The organism is Aequorivita sp. CIP111184 (genome assembly GCF_900489465.1).
Taxonomy (GTDB): domain Bacteria; phylum Bacteroidota; class Bacteroidia; order Flavobacteriales; family Flavobacteriaceae; genus Aequorivita.
In genome coordinates, this window is sequence record NZ_UEFQ01000013.1 from 361,333 (window position 1) to 381,957 (window position 20,625).

The 20,625-nt window shown below is 36.2% G+C and carries 16 protein-coding genes and 1 tRNA gene; 7 read left to right on the plus strand and 10 right to left on the minus strand.

Translation table 11 applies throughout. The annotated features are described in order from the left end of the window. Positions 1–13 precede the first annotated feature (13 nt). Positions 14–808 (plus strand): universal stress protein, encoded by a 795-nt coding sequence (locus AEQU1_RS01775; protein ID WP_111878307.1) that lies wholly within the window; start codon positions 14–16, stop codon positions 806–808. A 34-nt stretch (positions 809–842) separates the two neighbouring features. On the opposite strand, the gene AEQU1_RS01780 is transcribed toward AEQU1_RS01775, so the two are convergent. The 6 genes from AEQU1_RS01780 to AEQU1_RS01805 all read right to left on the minus strand — a co-directional run bounded on the left by AEQU1_RS01780 (position 843) and on the right by AEQU1_RS01805 (position 10,519). After that, positions 843–916, minus strand: a tRNA-Ala gene (locus tag AEQU1_RS01780). Between the two features lie 81 nt (positions 917–997). Beyond that, the gene (locus AEQU1_RS01785) at positions 998–1,837 is read right to left on the minus strand and encodes a S9 family peptidase (protein ID WP_111878308.1); all 840 of its coding nucleotides are present in this window, start codon (positions 1,835–1,837) and stop codon (positions 998–1,000) included. Continuing rightward, a complete protein-coding gene (locus tag AEQU1_RS01790; RefSeq protein WP_111878310.1) occupies positions 1,837–4,563 on the minus strand; it encodes a PD-(D/E)XK nuclease family protein in 2,727 nt (908 codons plus the stop codon). The genes AEQU1_RS01785 and AEQU1_RS01790 overlap by 1 nt, the downstream gene beginning before the upstream one ends. Positions 4,564–4,637: 74 nt before the next feature. Further along, complete coding sequence (locus AEQU1_RS01795) at positions 4,638–6,029, minus strand: OmpA family protein (protein ID WP_111878311.1); 1,392 nt, start codon at positions 6,027–6,029, stop codon at positions 4,638–4,640. A 122-nt stretch (positions 6,030–6,151) separates the two neighbouring features. Next, positions 6,152–7,351 (minus strand): glycine C-acetyltransferase, encoded by a 1,200-nt coding sequence (gene kbl / locus AEQU1_RS01800; RefSeq protein ID WP_111878313.1) that lies wholly within the window; start codon positions 7,349–7,351, stop codon positions 6,152–6,154. Between the two features lie 27 nt (positions 7,352–7,378). Continuing rightward, entirely contained in the window at positions 7,379–10,519 is a 3,141-nt protein-coding gene (locus AEQU1_RS01805) for an exodeoxyribonuclease V subunit beta (RefSeq protein ID WP_220092302.1), read from the minus strand. Between the two features lie 159 nt (positions 10,520–10,678). On the opposite strand from AEQU1_RS01805, the gene AEQU1_RS01810 reads away from it, so the two are divergent. Continuing rightward, the gene (locus AEQU1_RS01810) at positions 10,679–11,287 is read left to right on the plus strand and encodes a superoxide dismutase (RefSeq protein ID WP_111878316.1); all 609 of its coding nucleotides are present in this window, start codon (positions 10,679–10,681) and stop codon (positions 11,285–11,287) included. Between the two features lie 624 nt (positions 11,288–11,911). On the opposite strand, the gene AEQU1_RS01815 is transcribed toward AEQU1_RS01810, so the two are convergent. The 4 genes from AEQU1_RS01815 to AEQU1_RS01830 form a co-directional block, all read right to left on the minus strand. Next, on the minus strand, positions 11,912–13,810 hold the full coding sequence (locus AEQU1_RS01815) for an amidophosphoribosyltransferase (RefSeq protein WP_111878318.1): 1,899 nt from the start codon (positions 13,808–13,810) through the stop codon (positions 11,912–11,914). A gap of 67 nt (positions 13,811–13,877) precedes the next feature. Continuing rightward, entirely contained in the window at positions 13,878–14,801 is a 924-nt protein-coding gene (locus tag AEQU1_RS01820) for a PfkB family carbohydrate kinase (RefSeq protein ID WP_111878319.1), read from the minus strand. A gap of 91 nt (positions 14,802–14,892) precedes the next feature. Next, a complete protein-coding gene (locus AEQU1_RS01825; protein ID WP_111878321.1) occupies positions 14,893–15,525 on the minus strand; it encodes a viroplasmin family protein in 633 nt (210 codons plus the stop codon). Next, a complete protein-coding gene (locus tag AEQU1_RS01830; protein ID WP_111878323.1) occupies positions 15,518–16,090 on the minus strand; it encodes a phosphoribosylglycinamide formyltransferase in 573 nt (190 codons plus the stop codon). Before AEQU1_RS01830 ends, AEQU1_RS01825 begins: the two co-directional genes overlap by 8 nt. A gap of 223 nt (positions 16,091–16,313) precedes the next feature. On the opposite strand from AEQU1_RS01830, the gene AEQU1_RS01835 reads away from it, so the two are divergent. The 5 genes from AEQU1_RS01835 to pyk all read left to right on the plus strand — a co-directional run bounded on the left by AEQU1_RS01835 (position 16,314) and on the right by pyk (position 20,618). Then, a complete protein-coding gene (locus tag AEQU1_RS01835) occupies positions 16,314–16,547 on the plus strand; it encodes an acyl carrier protein (RefSeq protein ID WP_014781833.1) in 234 nt (77 codons plus the stop codon). A gap of 10 nt (positions 16,548–16,557) precedes the next feature. Then, positions 16,558–17,811: a beta-ketoacyl-ACP synthase II gene (gene fabF / locus AEQU1_RS01840; protein ID WP_111878324.1), complete on the plus strand. Its 1,254-nt coding sequence runs from the start codon at positions 16,558–16,560 to the stop codon at positions 17,809–17,811. Positions 17,812–17,819: 8 nt separating this feature from the next. Beyond that, on the plus strand, positions 17,820–18,563 hold the full coding sequence (gene rnc / locus AEQU1_RS01845) for a ribonuclease III (protein ID WP_111878326.1): 744 nt from the start codon (positions 17,820–17,822) through the stop codon (positions 18,561–18,563). A gap of 132 nt (positions 18,564–18,695) precedes the next feature. Further along, complete coding sequence (locus AEQU1_RS01850; protein WP_111878329.1) at positions 18,696–19,187, plus strand: IPExxxVDY family protein; 492 nt, start codon at positions 18,696–18,698, stop codon at positions 19,185–19,187. Next, positions 19,188–20,618, plus strand: coding sequence for a pyruvate kinase (pyk, locus tag AEQU1_RS01855; RefSeq protein WP_111878330.1), 1,431 nt, complete (start codon positions 19,188–19,190; stop codon positions 20,616–20,618). Positions 20,619–20,625 lie beyond the last annotated feature (7 nt).

Here is a 20,625-nt window from a genome sequence, read left to right on the forward strand (position 1 = left end):
GAAGTTTCAGATTATGAAAAATATTTTGGTACCCGTTGGGTCTTCACCAAACTCAATCAGTAATTTACAATATGCCATAGATTTGGCCGAATCTATAAGTGCGAATGTGTATGTGGTTTCTGTATTTCAGGAACTTTCAAAAGTTGGCGGTCTTTCAAAAGTGAATGCCATTTTAAAAGAAGAATCTGAAAACCGTTTGGATGAAGTGCTTTCACAAGTGGATAAAAAGGGAGTCCAAGTAATTGCACACCCAGTAAAAGGTGAAGTTTTGGAAGGAATAGGACGAATAAGCAAACAAGTGCCAATAGATTTAATGGTCCTTTCTCCGCGAAGCAACTCTATAAAAGAAGAAGTTTATTTGGGAAAAACTTCCGGCAAACTTTTAAAACAAACAAACATTCCAATTCTAGTTGTTCCCGAAGGAGGAAAATTTCAGCCACCAAAAACGATGTTGATGGCTTTCAAAAACGGCACTTTTGAACGAGATGAACTTTTGGAAGCCGTTCGTCAATTCAAAAACAGTTTTGGTACAGAAGTTAACGTTCTTCACGTGGAAACTCCCGAAAGTACAGAGGAAATGAAAAACGTAACCGATAATTTAAAAGCATTACAGACTACTTATACACAAGTGGAAGCTGCGACAACTTTTCAAGGGGTAATTGAATATTTTCAGCAATATAATCCAGATATGCTTTGCGTCATTAGACGTAAGCGCGGTTTTTTCAAAAAGCTTTGGGAAAAGAACGAAATTCTAAAAAAGGAATTTTATACAAGCAAACCACTCTTGGTTTTACCTGTTCAGGAATAAAATAAAAAACCACCGTTTTCGCGGTGGTTTTTTGTGGAGAATATCGGAGTCGAACCGATGACCTCTTGCATGCCATGCAAGCGCTCTAGCCAACTGAGCTAATCCCCCTTAAAGTGTTTAATAGCTCGCAGAGCACAGAAACATTGACTGATTAGGATGCCAAAAATAGTAAATTTTTCAATACAAGCTTCAATTTAAAAAATCTATTGTTTTTTCAACAACTTTTTTTAAAATGTCAGGTAAACTGCTTTCCTCCCAAGGATGTTTTGCGTTAAAAACGTGGTCTGCGGCATCTATTATTACCAATTCACTATTAGTATTCCATGATTTAATCAATTTTGCTTCTTCTAGAGAAACCGTTGGATCATCACTTCCATGAACGATGAGTTGAGGAATTCTTAAATTTTCTACAGCACGATGGATTGAAAACCGGTTTTCATTTTCTTTAAAATCTTTATAAAACTGAAAGTTGTGCGGGAGCATTTGTTTCGTTCTGCTGTTTTCAACGTGTGTAATACCTGTTAGTTTCCAAGATTCAAATTCCTCCGTTCCCTCTTGAAATCGTGCTTTAAAATCACTTACACTTGCCCATGTTACCACTTTTTCAATACGCTTATCCTCTTCACCTTTTATCAATACAATGCCTCCACCCCGACTGTGACCAATTAAGGAAATGGTTGAGGTTTTCTCTGGAAAAAATTCATTCCCATTTTCAATTTCATTTAAAACTCTATCCAAATCATCCAGCTCCAAACTAAAATTATTTTCAGCAAAAGCATCTAAATCCGGAAAATCTATGGGCTCTTCTATTGTACCCCCATTATGTGAAAAATTGAATTTCACAAAGCAATAGCCTGCTTCCGCAAAAGCTTCTGCAACTATATGCCACGACCCCCAATCTTTGAAACCTTTGTAACCGTGGCAAAAAATTACTACCGGTTGAGGCTCTTTGTTTTCATTATAGAAAACATCATACAGAATTGGTTTTTTATTTTCGGAAGTGAGTATTTGGTTTTTTCTAATTAGCATCAGTCTATTTCTTTTTCAATGAAGGGAATGTTTGGATCACAAATTTCTAAAATTAATTTCTTTAATTCAACTGTAAATTTCTCTAATGTATCTGCGGAAATTTGTTGATCACGCTTACTATATGCCGAAGTTTTTGTTCCAAATTTCAAGAATCCACTGCCCAAATTTTTAAATGAAATTATACCTGCTTCAGCATTATTTATAGGAATTTCTTTGTTCATCATTAAAGCATATGTCAAAATTTGAAAGGCTTTGCTGAATTTATAATCTTGGTTCAATACTTCCCAATCAATTATTTCTACATCGCCTTGATTTACCAATCCAGTTTTATAATCAATTATTCTGAGTTGGCCATTATATTCATCAACTCTATCTACTTTTCCATGTATTTTTACTGGAAAATTTAGTTCTGGAATTAGAATATCCAAAGTAAGATTAGTCTCAATTTTAATGACTTTTATACTGTTTCCAGCTTTAACATCAGAAATTTCACGATCTATAAAATTTGAGATGTAACGTTTTGCTACTTCAAAAATGATAAGATTTTTTCCTTTGGAAAAAGTGCCGCCTTTGAACGTTTTTATAAACTGTTTTGTTACTTCTTCGTGAATCTGCTCCTTCATATCCAACAAGTTCTGAATACTCAAGTTAGCCCCCTCCAAAGGTTGATAAAATGTTTCCAAAGTGTCATGGACAATGGTTCCTAAAGTATTTGCCGCTACTGTTTCCTCTACCTCTTCAAAGTCGTTCAACTTCAATATTTTCTGAAAATAAAAATCCAAAGGATTGCGGATATAACTTGTTAACGCAGAAGGCGAAAATCCCTTTTCGGCAATTTCACGAATGCGTTGCATTACAGCTTCTGTTTTTTTGATTTCCTTTAAGGACTGCTTTTTAATATGAACTTTGGGTGAAACAATTTGTTTTTCAAGAGTATGGTTTTTATGATTTTCAATTTCCAATTGTCTTATAAAACGGCTCTTTTCACCTGTATTTATACCTTCTGAATGATTGTTATAAAGTAAAGTAACACTTTTTGCGCGCTGCAATAATCTGTAAAAGTGATAAGTGTAAATAGCATCCTTTTCAGTATAAATGGGTAGATTGAACTGTTGTTTCAAATCGTAAGTTATAAAAGAAGCGTTCGACTTTCCTGAGGGGAAGATACCTTCGTTTACAGAAGTGATTATCACATTTTCAAAATCGAGTACGCGCGTTTCCAAAACTCCCATTAATTGAAGTCCGGTATAAGCGTCACCTTCAAAATCAAGCGAAGTTGAAGAAGCCATTTCCGAGAAAATAAGCAGCATACTTTTGATTGATTTAAGAAAAGGAAACTGTTCATTAAGTGCTTCAATTTTACTGAAAATTGCCGTTAATTGAGCTAGTACAACGCGATCGATTGCGTTTATTTTTTGCGTTTTTTGGAGTTCAGAAAGTATTTGTAGTGAAATATTTACAGCAGTTTTACTATCATCATTCCAATCTTTAAAAAGAAGTTGAAGGTTATTATTTTCTACATCTTTTGTAAGTTCATAAAGCTTTTCAGAAGAAATGTGAGTGATGTTTTCACGCGTTAGGGTATTGGCAATACTTTGTCCATTTTTAATTAAATTATTTCCCAAGGGATGATTTAAGATTGAAAGTATATCTTTATAATATAGTGTTTCTGTATCTCGTAGATGAATGGCAAAAAGTAGTTCAAAAAAAACAACTGCGGGAAAGTTTTTTAACGAGACGCCCATTGTAACATTCACATTCCTAACATTTTCCGGAAGGGAATAAAGCAAAGGAATTAGTAGATTTTCATCTCCAAGTACAATTGCAGTTTTATTTATTTCATCATCTGAAAGTTGTGAAAGCAATTCACCAACATATTTTGCTTGTCCAACATTTTTTTGAACCTCTACAAGTTGAAAATGTTTCGGTCTTTCAAAATTAGAAGAGATAAAATTGGGTGTTTCGTCTTGAAAATATTTCCACTCCTTTATATATTTTCTTACAAAGTAAGACGCACTATGTTTTGAATCGTTGTAGAAAGCAAAATCGGTATCCCAATAAATCGTGGTATCTCCAGTCTCTAAAAGACCTTGTACTATATGCTGTTCAGCAATGTTTAGGGCGTTAAAACCAATAAAAATATGTGTCTTATTTTCATTATTGTTAATATAGTATTCGAGGTTTGAAACCGCCTCGCGATATACCATACCCTGGTAGCCCACACTTTCTCTTAGCAATAGCGATTGTATGTTTTCATAAAAAGATGGGAGACTTTCCCAAAAGCGTAAATAATTATTGATTAGTTCAGTTTTTTCATCACTTACCCCCCAACGTTCCAAAGTTTTAATACTTGATAAATAGCTAAAAAATGGCTTTGGTTCAACCAAATATCGATCTATTTCATTAAAATCGTTAAGTAAGGTAGTTGCCCAAGAGGAGTAGGTTTCGAAATCATCTTTTTCAAGGATAGAAGAGGTTTCTAAGTAAGCTTGATAACTTTTGAAAAGCAATTCAGTATTGTCAATTATTGCAATGTTAGAGAGCTCTTGTATGAACTCTTCAACATCTAATATTCGTGGCGCAAATTGTGTTTTTGAAGTTTCTTTTTTTAATTCTTGCATCAAAAACCCTCCCGCTCTTTTACTAGGAAGAATAAAGGTAATTTCAGATAAATCTGAATGGTTATTTTTTATGTGGGCTAGAGTTTCTTGAAGGAATGTTACCATAGCCTAAAAATAAGAAACGCCCCCGAAAAATCGGAGGCGTTTAAATATAATTTATTTAAAACTTTCGTTTGAAATTATTTCTTTAAAGAAATTTCAACACGACGGTTTTGTTGTCTTCCTGCTTTAGTAGCATTAGTTGCAATTGGTTTTGATTCACCGTAACCAACTGAAGTCAATCTGTTTCCTTGCATACCTATAGTAGTAAGGTAATCTTTTACAGATGCAGCTCTTGCGTCAGATAATTTCATGTTTAATGCATCACTACCTTGACTGTCTGTATGTCCTTCAATTTCGAAACTTGCATTAGGATATTCTTTCATAATATCAGCAATGTTTTGAAGTACAGCGTAAGATTCTTTACGGATAGTAGATTTACCTAAGTCAAACAAAATTGTTTTAGAGTAATCATTCAATTGCTTAATGATTTCAACAGAAACTTCTGGACAACCTTTGTTAGCTACAGTACCAGCAACATCTGGACACTGATCATCTTTGTCAAGAACACCATCACCATCTCTATCTTTGTAAGGACAACCGTTGTTAGCTTTTGGACCAGCTTCGTTTGGACAAGCATCATCTTTATCAGCGATACCATCACCATCTGCATCTGGACAACCGTTAAGAGCAGCTAAACCAGCAACAGTAGGACATTCATCCTGTGGATCAGCAACACCGTCACCGTCAGTATCAGGACAACCATTGAATTCAGCTAAACCTGGAGTGTTAGGACAAGCATCATTTCTATCTTCAATTCCGTCACCGTCAGTATCAGGACAACCGTTAAATTCAGCTAAACCTGGAGTTTCAGGACATTCGTCATCTTTATCATAGATTCCATCACCATCAGTATCTTTTCCACCAAATTGGAATACAATACCAGCAGAATGTTGGAAGTGAGTGATTCCGTAGCTATCCTCAAATGCATTTTTATAAGTTGATTGTAAGTTAAGAGCTATATTGTCGTTGAACCAGAACTTAACACCTGCAATTGCATTAGCAGTACCAAAACCGATATCATCAACCCAAGTGTAACCACCACCAATACCAAGAGAAGGATCAAACCATCCACCTGGACCGTTAACTAGATTTCTGAAACTATATTTAATTTCACCATCAGCACTGTAGTAACTCAAATCATCTACAGAAATGTCGCCTAATTTATCAATTTTGTTGATAGAACCAGCGGCAGTAAATACAAAACCACTACCAATATATCTACTGATAGCAAGTCTAGAAACTGAAGGAAGAATGTTCCAGTGGTCATTTGCGTTAAAATACTCGTCAAAAATATCCCCTCTAGCAGCAGCTGGGATACGTACTTGATTCTCATTGAGTCCGGCTGGATAAACGTCAACAGCGTTTGCACCAACTTCAACAGCCCAAGGATTGTTTTCGTCTTGCGCGTTCGCTACTCCTATTCCCATGAATAGAATGGCAGCAACTAATAATCTGTTAAGATGTTTCATATTCGATTGTTTAATTTTTAAGTGTTAATTATGAGCAAAAGTAAGTTGTTAAATTTTATAAACAAAAGCAAATCTAATAAAATTTTCCTAAAATCAGTGTGTTTGATACGTAAATACTGGTTTTACTTACCAATTACCTCCAATTTTTTTCCAATCTTAATAAAGGCTTTTATTGCTTTGTCCAAATGCGCTCTATTATGCGCTGCTGAAAGCTGTACGCGGATTCTGGCTTTGCCTTTTGGTACTACTGGAAAAAAGAATCCAATTACATAAATTCCTTCCTCCAATAACATATCTGCCATTTGTTGGGAAAGCTTCGCATCATAAAGCATTACGGGTACTATAGCAGAATCTCCATCAATAATATCGAATCCCGCTTCTTTCATTCCTTTTTTAAAATAAGCGGTATTTTCTGCAAGTTTGTCTCTTAGGGAAGTGTCATTAGAAAGCATTTCAAACACCTTAATAGAAGCCCCAACAATTGCGGGTGCCAAAGAGTTTGAAAATAAGTATGGCCGAGAGCGCTGGCGAAGTATTTCAATAATTTCTTTTTTACCAGTAGTATAACCGCCCATAGCGCCACCAAGAGCCTTACCTAGCGTTCCTGTAATGATATCTATTCTGCCCATTACACCTTTTTCTTCCAAAGTCCCCCTTCCGGTATCACCTATAAAACCAGCAGCGTGGCATTCGTCTATCATGACCATTGCATCATATTTATCCGCCAAATCACAAATTTTGTCCAAGGGAGCAACTAAACCATCCATTGAAAATACCCCATCTGTAACAATAATTTTGAAACGGGCTCCCTTTTCGTTTGCAGCAATAAGTTGCTTTTCCAAATCTTCCATATTGCTGTTTTCATAGCGATAACGAGCGGCTTTACAAAGACGCACGCCGTCTATAATTGAAGCATGGTTTAAAGAATCTGAAATGATTGCATCCTCTTCGCCCAGAAGTGGTTCAAAAACACCGCCATTGGCGTCAAAAGCTGCGGCATATAATATGGTGTCTTCTGTTTGATAAAAATCAGCAATTTTTTGCTCTAATTCTTTATGGATATCCTGCGTACCGCAAATAAAACGGACAGATGACATTCCAAAACCGTGCGTGTCCATTGCATCTTTAGCTGCTTGAATCACATCTTTATGGGACGACAAGCCCAAATAATTGTTAGAACAAAAATTTATAACCGTTTCCCCAGTAGAAATAGTAATTTCAGCATCTTGTGGCGATGTTATTATTCGTTCCTTTTTATATAGGCCGTTATCCTTTATTTCTTCGAGTTCTTTCTGTAGATGTTCCTTTATTTTTCCGTACATAATTATGCTTTATTTAAAGTTTCAAAATTAAACTTTATTTATTACTATTTCACCCTCATTACTATAGATAAGCATTTTTTCTGAAACAATAAAACCCATATCCTGCAATGCATTTGCATAATCAATCAATTGATCGCTATGCCAAATATTGGGACTGCCTGTTTTATAATCAATTAAAGTTGAAGTGTTTTCTGAACTGATATTTATTCTATCGGGCCTTAAAATCAACCCATCTTTTGTAATTATGTTGCGTTCATTAAAAACCTTGTCAGTTCCATCAAACAACTTTTTTAAATTGGAATGGTAAACAATTTGATCAACTGTTTTCTTTAGAGTATCAAACTCATTCTTTGGAATAATTGCCCGTTCTTCCAATTCATTCAAAACGCGCTCGGCATCAGCTTCCGAATAAATTTGAGCCATAGTATCATGAAGCAGATTTCCGGCAGTAATTGCCGCAGCCGTGTCAGTATCTAAATAAATATCTTCCGAAGAAACTATTTTCAATCCGTGCACATTGGGGTTGCTTGAAAGATATTGTGGTTCCATTTGGGAAACAATTTCTTTCTTTTTGGAAATTTTTTCTGAATTTTTCCCAAATTCATAAATCATTTGGTCGTTATTCCATATTCCCTTTTGTTTCAAAAATTCCATAAAAAGATGGTTATAGGTTGTAGGAATTCCATCTTTTGATTCGCTAGGCATTTCTGCAAAAACAAAGAGTTTTTCAACTGCTCGCGTTAAGGTTACGTATAGCAAATTAATAGTGTCCAACTCCAACTGGCTTCTGTGTTCATTGTACATTTTTTCACCAACTTCGCCATAATTTGCAATCTCAGATTTAAAATTTATTTGTGCTTCTTTAAAATTGAAATCTTCATTTTCCAAGGGATACCAAAGTTTATCGTATTTCCCATCATATAATTGAATGTCAGCAAACGGAAAAATAACAACTGGAAATTCAAGCCCTTTTGCTTTATGAATGGTCATTAATTGAACTGCATTTGTACCTTCGCTGGCGGGAATGGATGCGCTGTCCTTTTTAGTTTCCCAATGATCCAAGAAGGAAATTTTATCGGCCTGCGGCTTTTGTTCAAATTCAAATACCAAATCCATAAAACCGAAAAGATAGGCATCAGCATTACCAGCAATTTTGAATTTTTCAATACAGTATTCAAAAGCTTCGTAAAGTGAAACGGAGCGCATTTCTGAAAACGTAAAATCAACATCATGCCTTTTTAAGTTTTCAGTAAATGTATTTTCAGAAATATTTAAAAACTCGGTAAAAAAAGTATGTTTTTCTTCAGAAATATTTAGGTGGTCATGCAACAAATCCAGCAACTGAATTTTGGCTTCGTCATTGTTTGGATACAAGCAAACCTGCAATGACAAAACCAATATTTGCACTAAATTGGAAGATTGCAATAACAATGTTTCCGAAGATATTACAGAAACACCTTGTTCCATTAAAAAAGCGCCAAGCACAATTCCATCAGCTTTTTTTCGGGTTAAAATACAAATGTCGCTTTCTGAAAAGCCCTTGCTCTTTAAACTGTTAATTGATTCAAGAACTAGGTTTGAGTATGCTTGTTCTTTATCAGCCTTATTTTGTTTTTCAATGAATTCAAATTTAATGTAGCCATCTTTTTTGTTATTTTGATTTTGCTTGTTTCCATTTTTATAGAGCCTTCCGTGGTCTTCATTTGCAAAATAGGAAGAGACGAATGTGAAAAATTGATTATTGAAATCTATAATTTGGGCACAGCTACGGTAGTTTGTATCTAATGAAAGTACTTCTTTTTCCCTCGAAAAAGGGTTTGTATTACCATACAAATCCATAAACTGCTCGGGCAAACCACCACGCCATCGATAGATGGATTGTTTGGCATCACCCACGAGCAAAAGGCTTCCAGAGTTTGGCTCCAATATTTGTGACAGAGCGTTATCTATTAACGGAATCAAGTTTTCCCACTGTAATTTTGAGGTATCCTGAAATTCATCAATATAAAAGTGGCGGTATTTTTCGCCTAAACGTTCATAAATAAATGGCGCTGGCTGGTTTTTAATTTCTTTATTTATAAGCGAATTGAATTCTGAAATGGGCAGAATATTTTTTTCTTCCTTTATCGTTTCAATCTCTCGATTTACCAAATTTATTACGGAAAGCGGGGTAATGTTTTTTAAGATAGAATCGTAAAGATTGTATTTATTTACACTTTCCTTAATTTCAATATAGTTAGAAAGGAGATTTGGAATTAAATTATCAATAGTTGATACTATCAAAGCATCTTCCTTTACTTTGTAAAGTCCTTTTCCTTCTTCAAGATTTTCTTGAAGTTTGTTTGCATACACATTGTAATTTCCTTCTTTCAATTTTAGAAAGTGATTTGGCAGGGTCCCTCTCGTAAAATCTGAATGCTGCAAACCACTTTCTTCAATAAGTTGAAGTGTCTTCGAAGCTATAGTTTCAATTTCCTTCGAAAGATTTTTCTTTTTAAGAATCAACTGTTTTTTGAATTCCAAAAAATCTTCCAAGGATTTCTGTTTCAAAATAGAAACATGACTCGAATCATTTTCATTATAAAGTAATCTGGCCGCGCTGGCAATATCTCGTGAAATATCCCAAGATTTATCATCATCTGTTTTTTCAAGTGCAAAATCAAGCAACACTTTTGTAATTTCCTTGTTTTGCCCCGCTTTGCTCAATAACAAATCTACGGCCTCGGTTAAAAGTTCATTGGTTTCAAGCGTAACTTCAAAATTGGTGGCCAATTTTAAATCACGCGCAAAGGTGCGAATAAGCCGATGGTTAAATCTATCAATGGTCTCTACGCTGAATGCTGCATAATTGTGTAATAGATTTTTTAGAATTTTTCGGGATTGAATCTGTATTTCAATCAAACTTTTCCCTGTTTCATCTGCAATTTTAAGCATCATCGGCAGTGGTTCTGTAACGCTTTTATCATCACTAAAATTCACCAATGTTTCAACGATACGTTGTTTCATTTCAGCCACCGCCTTGTTTGTAAATGTAATAGCCAAAAGATGTTTAAAATAATCCTCATTTTGTGAAGAAAGGATTTGTTTCAAATATTCTTTTACGAGTGTGAAGGTTTTTCCGCTCCCTGCTGCGGCATCATAAATAGAAAAGGAGGATTGTTTTTCCAAGGTATTGTCATTTTGCACTAAAATACTGTTTTTATAGCTTTGGAATCAAATTAATCTATACCCACATAGAAATCTTATAAAATCTATAACACTTTAAAGAGTTGAGATTGTCTAAATTTGAGTGAATTTAGTAATAACCAATAAAAAAACGATATAATTATGTCATTCGAATTACCAAAATTACCGTATGCATTTGATGCATTGGAGCCTAACATCGACGCTAAAACGATGGAGATACACCACGACAAACACCACCAAGGTTATACAGATAAATTGAACGATGCCATTAAGGGTACCGATATGGAAGGAAAAACCATAGAAAATATTTTGACAAATCTTGATATGGAAAATAAAGCCGTCCGTAATAATGGCGGCGGATTTTACAATCACAGTCTTTTTTGGAAAGTAATGTCCCCAAATGGCGGTGGAAAACCTTCGGGCGATTTAGCAAAAGCTATTGATGATGCCTTTGGAAGTTTCGATGCTTTTAAAGAGAAATTTTCAGAAGCTGCAAAAACACAATTTGGTTCAGGTTGGGCTTGGCTTTGCGTTCATAAGGGCGGAAAAGTGGATGTATGTTCAACTCCAAATCAAGACAATCCGTTAATGCCAAAAGTAGGTTGCGGCGGAACTCCAATTTTAGGATTGGATGTTTGGGAACACGCCTATTATTTGAAATATCAAAATAAGCGCCCAGATTATGTAGGTGCCTTTTGGAATGTAATTAACTGGGAAGAAGTTTCTGTTAACTACGCAAAGAATAAGTAATACTTCTTATAAATATAAAATCTGGAAAAATCCGCAATCAAAATTTTGGTTGCGGATTTTTTTTAAAAAAAATAGCACGCTTGTTCAAGAAAGTTTTGGTGAAAAATTTCTAGAGTCACTTCATCTGAAAAACAATGCTCTATTTAAAATATCACTCTACTAAATTTCGCGCATAAAAAAAGGCAAACAAGTGTTTGCCTTTTTTTGCCCCAAATCTACCATGAACTTAACCTACTTATGCTAATGGTATGTTCAAATATATGTCAATAAAGTATTCAAAATTATGGTTTTAGATGAATTACCTGTTTTTTCGTTAAAAAACATATTTTGATTATAATCAGTCAAAAAATCATCTTTTGTATAGAAATTTTAACACTAAAAAAGTAGAAATAGCTCAATAACATAACCCACAATATTCTTCACCTCAATTTGGATATGAAAAAAGGCAGGCTTTCGCCTACCTTTTTTGCCCCAAATCTTACCATAGACCTAACCTACTTACGCCTTATGGTAAGTTCAAATATAATTCAACTTTAGACACTAAAGTAGTGTTAATCAACAAATTCGATTAAGTGGAGTGGGTTCCCGATAAACGGCAAAGCCTGTGTTAAAATTCAAATAAATTTAATAGGCACGCTCTGAATTACCTTCATAAAAGTTTATATAGGCACGGTTCACGACCCTATTACCACCGGCAGTTGGATAGTTTCCTGTAAAGTACCAATCACCAAGGTTTTTTGGGCAAGCTTTATGCAAATCGTCCACAGATTGAAATATAAGTTTCACTTTTGCTTGAATGTTTTCCTCACTAATTATTTCAGCTATCTTATCTGAAATCTCTTCGTCAGTAAAGGGTGCGTAAAGTTTTTTAACATGATTAATGACTGAAACATCCTCCATTTCAACCTGATCTTTACATTTGTGATAGATTTCTTCAACAATCGCATAGGTGCCACGATCTTTGTGAAGTTCCAAAGCAGCTTGAAAAGCTACCAGATGTTCAAGACGTGCCATATCTATCCCATAACAATCTGGGTAGCGAATTTGCGGTGCAGATGAAACTACAACAATCTGTTTAGGGTGAAGCCTATCAAGCATTTTCAAAATACTTTTCTTTAAAGTGGTACCACGAACAATACTATCGTCTATGATTACCAAATTATCGTCAGGTCTTACCACACCATAAGTTACGTCATAAACGTGGGCAACTAAATCATCACGACTGCTATCATCTGTAATAAAAGTTCTAAGCTTTACATCTTTTATAGCAATCTTCTCCGTGCGTATTTTATGCGATTGTATTTGCTGAAGTCTTTCTGGAGTTAACTTTTCCTTTTCGTTCAGAATAGCTTCGTTTTTCTGTTTATTCAGTTCATCCTGCGCTGCTTCAAGCATTCCGTAAAATGAAGTTTCTGCTGTGTTTGGAATAAAAGAAAAGACTGAGTTTTCAGTATCAAAATTTATTGCTTCCAAAATTTTTGGCATAATAAGCTTTCCAAGCATTTTTCGCTCTTGATAAATTTCGGCATCACTTCCACGGGAAAAATAGATACGTTCAAAGGAACAAGATCTTCGTTCCAAAGGCGCAAGTATTTCAGAAAGTTTCATGCTACCATCTTTCTTTATAATTAATGCATGACCAGGGTCAAGTTCTTTTACTTCTTCAAAAGGAACATTAAAAACGGTTTGGATTGCAGGTCTTTCTGAAGCAACTACAATTACTTCGTCATCTTGATAATAATATGCGGGGCGTATTCCGGCGGGATCGCGAAGCACGAAGGAATCACCGTGACCTAAAAGGCCGGCCATGGCATAACCCCCATCCCAATCAGCAGCAGATTTACGAAGAATTTTAGCAACATTTAAGTGTTCGGCAATATAGGGAGAGGCTTCCTGTTTAGTCAATCCTTTGGCTTTCGCCTTTTTGTAAAGTTTGCGAACTGCATCATCTAAAAAATGACCTATTTTTTCCATCACTGTAACGGTATCCGCCTTCTCTTTTGGATGCATTCCAAGCTTTATAAGATTGTCAAAAAGCTCGTTGGTGTTGGTCATGTTAAAGTTTCCTGCAATAATCAGATTACGGTGCATCCAATTATTTTGACGCAGGAATGGATGAACATTTTCAACACTGTTTATTCCAAATGTGCCATAGCGAACATGGCCCAGTAACAATTCACCTAAATAAGGAATATTCTTTTTTTGTGCGGCAACATCATCTTTATATTCAGGATGGTTTGCAAATTCTAGATTTATGCGCTCATTAATTTGTGCAAAAATATCCTGTATGGGTTGTGCTGCATTAGAACGAACACGACTAATATAGCGCTCCCCAGGGTTAACGTCTAATTTAATGCTGGCAAAACCCGCACCGTCCTGTCCGCGGTTGTGCTGTTTTTCCATCATTAAATACATTTTGTTTACGCCGTAAAAAGCTGTTCCATATTTTTCCTTGTAATATTCCAAGGGCTTCAACAGTCTTACTAGTGCAATTCCACATTCGTGTTTTAACGCGTCGCTCATATTTTTCTGAAACTATATAAATGTACAAAAAACGCCTGTCCTGAAGTCTCGGGATCAGGGCGAGTATTTATGTTAACTTGATGTCAAACTGTGTTAGGCTTTTAAATTGTTGCAAGCGCTGGTGTACTTCACTATTTGAAAGCTTTAGTAATCTCTCGGGGCCAAATTTTTCTACGCAAAACGAAGCCAGCGCCGAGCCATTAATTATGGCATTCTTCATATTCTCATAACTGTAATCTCCGGTTTTTGCCAAATAGCCTGTAAAGCCTCCTGCAAAAGTATCACCTGCTCCGGTTGGATCAAAAACTTCTTCTAGCGGAAGCGCGGGCGCAAAGAAAACATCGTCATCACTAAAAAGCAATGCTCCGTGTTCCCCTTTCTTTATAACAACATATTTTGGACCCATTTCCATAATTTTATGGGCAGCTTTTACTAGTGAATATTCACCGGAAAGTTGTCTTGCTTCTTCATCATTTATTGTAATTACATCTACTTTGGCAATAACTTTCATCAATTCACTTAAAGCGCTGTCCATCCAAAAATTCATCGTATCGAGAACAATCAATTTTGGCGAATCCATCTGCTCAATTACACTCAGTTGGACGAGCGGATGTAGGTTTCCTAACATAACCACTTCAGCATCGCGATACTTTTCAGAAACTTGTGGATTGAAATCTGCCAGCACGTTCAAATCGGTTATTAAAGTGTCGCGTGTATTCATATCATTGTGATATTTTCCGCTCCAAAAGAAAGTTTTTCCGTTTTCAACAACTTCAAGACCTGAAATATCCATTCCTTTTGCCTCAAGCATTTTGAGATCTTCCTTTGGAAAATCGCCTCCAACAATTGATACAATGGCGGCATCAACATTAAACTGTGAAGCTGCCAAACCTATGTAGGTAGCTGCACCGCCAAGGATTTTATCGGTTTTCCCGAAAGGTGTTTCAATAGCGTCAAAGGCAACGGTGCCAACAATTACAAGTTTGCTCATAAAGGGGGTTTGAAATGAGGTGCAAATTTAATCAAATTAATGATAATAGAAGAAGGATTTAAAAGCTTTGAAAATATAAGTTAGGAAAGGATTATTTTCTTCCAAAATCTGCAGGAATCTCTCCCCAGGCTTTAGTCTCCCATTTCACTATTTTAGTTTCGTATTTATTTGTTTTGAGCCAGTTTTCAGCTCTTTCAACCAATTCAAAAAGCGTTTTGTTTTTTGCAGATTGCTTTAATTTGGTATTGCACTTTTTCTTTTTTATCCACCCCATCGCAATCCGGGAATCTGTATAAAGAATGCGGTCGCTACTATGTTTTTGTAAAAATGCCAATCCGTGTACCAATGCTAAAAATTCACCAATATTATTGGTTCCCTGCTGAAAAGGCCCTTGATGAAAAAGCTGTTTTTGGGTTTGCGTCTCTACTCCACGATATTCCATTTTTCCAGGATTGCCACTAGAAGCAGCGTCTACAGCAATAGAATATAGATTTGGTTCGCCTATTTTTTGAAGCTGTTCTTTGGAAATTGTTTTTTTTACAGTCTTTCCTTTATAATCTCCGTACTCTTTATTGTAGGCTTTTTTTGCTTCGTCAAAAGTTTCAAAACTTTTGTATTGCGCGCCTTTTACGCCATCTATAGATCGTTTGCATTCTTTCCAGCTGCCAAAGATGCCAGCGGGATTGCCAAACCAAACCACGTAAAATTTCTGTTTTTTAGCCATTGCGAAGTACTTCTTCAATTATTTTCGGAAACCATTCATATTCCAATTTGTGAACTTTTTCAGCAATTATTTTTGCGGTGTCATTTTCTGAAAGCATTACTTTTTTCTGTGAAATAATTGCGCCTTCATCATAATTTTCATTCACATAATGAATGGTTATTCCCGTTTCGGATTCATTATTTTCCACTACAGCTTCGTGCACAAAATTGCCGTACATTCCTTTTCCGCCATATTTTGGAAGTAGCGCTGGGTGAACATTAATCACTTTATTTGGGAATTCTTTTAGTATAACCTCTGGAAACTTCAGCAAAAAACCTGCTAAAACGATTATGTCTGGTTTGCTTTCTTTTAAGGTTTTTAAAATTCCGTCTTTAGAAAAAAGTTCATCCTTAGTAAAGGAAATCGCTTTAATATTAAGGTTTTCGGAACGTTCCAAAACTTTGGCATCCTTCTTGTTTGAAAGCACCAGAACGACCTCGGCAAATTGGGTTCGTTGAAAGTATTTAATAATGTTCTCGGTATTGGTACCGCTACCCGACGCAAAAATTACAATCCGCTTCTTCATTCCCGTTTCCAAAAGTTTTTCTCGAAGTAAATATTAACAAATAAAACACAAAAGTAAGGCAATAGGGTTTTACTTCGCCCAAAATTGTTTAAATTGGTTTTCCCAATTTTGTTCAAATGTGAAATTTTCAAAACTATCAAAGGCACATTTTTAACATTAAATGGTGTTTTCAATTAAAATATTTTATTTTTGCCACTTATAATAAATTTAAAAATCAAGAATTATGTCAGACATTGCATCACGAGTAAAAGCGATTATCGTAGACAAATTAGGTGTAGACGAGAACGAAGTTGTAAACGAAGCTAGCTTTACTAACGACTTAGGAGCAGACTCCCTAGATACGGTAGAGCTTATCATGGAATTTGAAAAAGAATTTGATATCCAAATTCCAGACGACCAAGCTGAAAACATCGCTACAGTAGGCCAAGCAATTTCCTATATAGAAGCAGCAAAATAAGAATTCTTCTATGGAATTAAAGCGAGTTGTAGTTACAGGCCTTGGTGCCCTTACCCCTATTGGTAACAATATTCAAGAATATTGGGATGCACTTATTAGTGGGAAAAGTGGTTGTGCACCAATAACCTATTTTGATACTGAAAAGTTCAAAACAAAATTCGCTTGCGAATTGAAGAATTTCAACGCAGAAGACCATTTTGACAGGAAAGAAGCCCGAAAACTGGACCGTTTTGCCCAATATGCCCTTGTGTCTTCAGATGAAGCCATTCTCGATGCGGGAATAGATTTCATTGATGTTGACAAATTTCGAGTAGGTGTAATTTGGGGAGCTGGTATTGGCGGACTGGAAACTTTTCAAGATGAAGTCATAAACTTTGCAGAAGGGGATGGAACGCCACGTTTCAACCCCTTCTTTATTCCAAAAATGATTGCGGACATTGCCCCCGGAAACATTTCCATAAAGCATGGTTTTATGGGACCTAATTATACAACGGTTTCAGCTTGTGCCTCTTCGGCAAATGCGATGATTGACGCATTCAATTATATTCGTTTGGGTCAATGTGATATTGTGGTTACCGGAGGAAGTGAAGCAGCTGTTACCAAAGCAGGAATGGGAGGTTTTAATGCGATGCACGCCCTCTCTACTCGTAATGATAGCCCTGAAACTGCTTCAAGACCGTTTGACGCTACCCGCGATGGATTCGTTCTTGGTGAAGGCGCAGGTGCACTTATACTAGAGGAATATGAGCACGCAAAAAAACGAGGTGCAAAAATTTACGCAGAAGTTGTTGGAGGCGGTATGAGCAGTGATGCTTACCATATGACAGCCCCACATCCCGATGGAATTGGCGTAGAACGTGTAATGCTCAATTGTTTGCAAGATGCCAATATGAAACCTGAAGACGTGGATACTATAAACACTCACGGAACTTCAACAATGCTTGGTGATGTTGCCGAGTTGAAAGCTATTGTAAAGGTTTTTGGTGAACACGCTAAAGATATCAATATCAATTCAACAAAATCTATGACCGGACACCTTTTGGGCGCTGCCGGTGCTATTGAAGCAATTGCCTCTATTTTGGCAATGAAATACGGGATTGTTCCACCTACCATTAACCATACTACGGTAGACGAAAACATTGATCCTTCTTTAAACCTTACTCTAAACAAAGCTCAAAAACGCGACATAAAAGTAGCTATGAGCAATACTTTTGGGTTTGGTGGGCACAATGCTTGTGTCCTCTTTAAAAAACTTGATGCCTAAAACAATTAATGGCTTCCATTAAAAACATATTTTCTTCCCGTTCTGATAAAAACGGGGAATTTTCCAATTCCCTCAATAAAATATTGGGGTTTAAGCCCAAAGACATTTCCATTTACGAAACGGCATTTACCCACCGCTCCACAAACGAAAAAAATCTCGATGGCAGACCACAAAACTACGAAAGGCTAGAATTTTTGGGTGATGCTATGCTTGGAGCTGTAATTGCAGCACATCTTTTTAAAAAAGTACCTAATGGCAACGAAGGATACTTAACCAAAATGCGCAGTAAAGTAGTGAGCCGTGAACATTTAAACGAATTGGGCCGAGATCTCCAATTGGTTAAATTTCTAAAAACAACTGTCCCCACACAACAATTTAGTGGTAATATTTACGGAAACGTTTTTGAAGCATTGGTCGGCGCCATTTATTTGGACCGCGGCTTCAAATACTGTGAAAAGTTCATTCAAAAAAGAGTTATAAAACCTTATGTTGACATCAAAAAACTTGAAGGGAAGGTTATAAGTTATAAAAGCCTTTTTATTGAATGGTGTCAAAAACACAAGAAACATTTCAATTTTGAAATCTACGAAGATAATGGTAAGGATGAACTGAAGCATTTCGCAGTTCGCTTAAAACTTGAGAATGAAATAGTGTCTAAAGCACGTGCAACCTCTAAAAAGAAAGCTGAGGAACGCGCCGCAAAAAGAGCTTTTTACAAACTTAAGATTAAGGTTGATTCCGAAAAACCCTAGATTCAAAAGTTATATTTCCATCAAATTTTCTATTCCAAACTAAGTAATTTAGTTAATACCTATAAAGTTGCCTATTTTTGTGAGAAGATATCTTGCAACTATCTCAAGTATCACTAAAATGCTGAAAAATATATGGCACATCACAAATTAATTTTTGATGAAGATTTTGAAGAGCCTTATACGCTCATAGCCATTCATTGTAGTGAGGAAGCCTATAAAATGGCATACTTGATGAACCAGCACCTCAACCTAAGGTTAAAAAGAAAACCAACTGATCTAGATTTTTCAACGGAAGGATTGCTGATTACCTTTCCGCTATATAATTTTGAGGATGTTCATAAATACACTCACTTTTATTTAATTGCGAACAAATGCAAGTCGGTTGAAGCGAGTTTACAAAGTTCTGGAGGTTTGTTTGCTGAAATGGTTTCCGAAAAATCTACAGTTCACTATTTGCTGCCAGAATTCAAAAAAGTAGATTATGTTCTGAAAATTTATTCAGATTTCGAAACCGTTCCGCTGCGAAAATTTCTTTCAGAAATAAACGAAATAAAACAGGTCATTTCAGCATATACGCTTGAAATGGATAATATAAAATCAAAGAATAATTTAATTCTCGATTAAATGTCAAATCAAAAAAGAACCAAAATAGTGGCCACTCTTGGCCCTGCTACTTCCACTAAAGAAATCTTGAAAAATATGATTTTGGAGGGTGTAGATGTTTTTAGGGTGAATTTTTCACATGCAGATTATGCTACTGTAAAAAAGACTATTAAAACTATCAGAACCCTTTCCGACGAACTGGATACGCACGTTGCTATTTTGGGCGATCTGCAGGGGCCCAAACTTCGCGTTGGGATGATGAAGGAAGAAGTGGTTGTGCAGCCCGGCGATGAACTTTCCTTTTGTACTGGCGAAGAATTTGAAGGCACCAAGACAAGGGTCTATATGAATTATGACAAATTTCCGCGAGATGTAAACCCTGGCGAACGTGTTCTTTTAGACGATGGTAAACTAATTTTTGAAGTACTTGAAACCAATGGAAGAGATGAAGTAAAGGTAATGGTAATCCAAGGCGGCCCGTTGCGTTCCAAAAAAGGGGTTAACCTTCCAAATACAAATATTTCACTTCCTGCCCTTACCGCAAAAGACAAGGCAGATGCCATTTTTGCTATTGAACAAAAAGTAGATTGGATTGCACTTTCCTTTGTACGCCACGCTGAAGATTTAAAGGAATTACAAGCAATTATTGAAGCACACTCGGAATATAAAATTCCTATAATCGCAAAAATAGAAAAACCCGAAGCAGTTGCAAATATTGATAAAATTGTTGCCTATTGTGATGGCTTAATGGTTGCCCGTGGCGATTTGGGTGTAGAGGTTCCCGCTGAGGAGGTTCCGCTTATTCAAAAAGAATTGGTGCTTACAGCAAAACGTGCGCGTATTCCCGTAATTATTGCCACCCAAATGATGGAAACAATGATTACCTCGCTAACGCCAACCCGTGCTGAAGTGAATGACGTAGCAAACTCTGTAATGGACGGTGCCGATGCGGTGATGCTTTCTGGTGAAACTTCCGTCGGTAATTATCCAGTGGCAGTTATAAAAACAATGACTAAAATTCTAAAAAGCGTAGAAAATTCTGAATTGATTCACGTACCTCACGAACCACCACAAATAAAAACAAACCGTTACGTTACAAAATCCATTTGTTATCACGCTGCGCAAATGGCCAATGAAATTGAGGCGCAAGCTATTTGTACATTGACGAATAGCGGTTATACAGCATTCCAGATTTCCGCTTGGCGGCCCTCAGCTTTTATCTTGGCGTTTACCAGCAACAAACGCATTCTCGCCCGTTTAAATTTATTATGGGGCGTAAAAGCGTTTTATTACGATAAATATGTAAGTACAGATGAAACTGTAGATGACGTAAACAGGATTGCTTTTGAACGCGGTTACGTACACAAAGGGGATTATTTAATAAACCTTGCGGCTATGCCCATTGTAGATAAAGGAATGGTGAATACCTTGCGGGTTACGCAGGTGAAATAATAAAGAT

Bases quoted from the DNA above. Each gene is read 5' to 3' on its own strand.
- AEQU1_RS01775 (WP_111878307.1), top strand. From the start codon at position 14: ATGAAAAATATTTTGGTACCCGTTGGGTCTTCACCAAACTCAATCAGT.
- AEQU1_RS01785 (WP_111878308.1), bottom strand. From the start codon at position 1,837: ATGCTAATTAGAAAAAACCAAATACTCACTTCCGAAAATAAAAAACCA.
- AEQU1_RS01790 (WP_111878310.1), bottom strand. From the start codon at position 4,563: ATGGTAACATTCCTTCAAGAAACTCTAGCCCACATAAAAAATAACCAT.
- AEQU1_RS01795 (WP_111878311.1), bottom strand. From the start codon at position 6,029: ATGAAACATCTTAACAGATTATTAGTTGCTGCCATTCTATTCATGGGA.
- kbl (WP_111878313.1), bottom strand. From the start codon at position 7,351: ATGTACGGAAAAATAAAGGAACATCTACAGAAAGAACTCGAAGAAATA.
- AEQU1_RS01810 (WP_111878316.1), top strand. From the start codon at position 10,679: ATGTCATTCGAATTACCAAAATTACCGTATGCATTTGATGCATTGGAG.
- AEQU1_RS01815 (WP_111878318.1), bottom strand. From the start codon at position 13,810: ATGAGCGACGCGTTAAAACACGAATGTGGAATTGCACTAGTAAGACTG.
- AEQU1_RS01820 (WP_111878319.1), bottom strand. From the start codon at position 14,801: ATGAGCAAACTTGTAATTGTTGGCACCGTTGCCTTTGACGCTATTGAA.
- AEQU1_RS01825 (WP_111878321.1), bottom strand. From the start codon at position 15,525: ATGGCTAAAAAACAGAAATTTTACGTGGTTTGGTTTGGCAATCCCGCT.
- AEQU1_RS01830 (WP_111878323.1), bottom strand. From the start codon at position 16,090: ATGAAGAAGCGGATTGTAATTTTTGCGTCGGGTAGCGGTACCAATACC.
- AEQU1_RS01835 (WP_014781833.1), top strand. From the start codon at position 16,314: ATGTCAGACATTGCATCACGAGTAAAAGCGATTATCGTAGACAAATTA.
- fabF (WP_111878324.1), top strand. From the start codon at position 16,558: ATGGAATTAAAGCGAGTTGTAGTTACAGGCCTTGGTGCCCTTACCCCT.
- rnc (WP_111878326.1), top strand. From the start codon at position 17,820: ATGGCTTCCATTAAAAACATATTTTCTTCCCGTTCTGATAAAAACGGG.
- AEQU1_RS01850 (WP_111878329.1), top strand. From the start codon at position 18,696: ATGGCACATCACAAATTAATTTTTGATGAAGATTTTGAAGAGCCTTAT.
- pyk (WP_111878330.1), top strand. From the start codon at position 19,188: ATGTCAAATCAAAAAAGAACCAAAATAGTGGCCACTCTTGGCCCTGCT.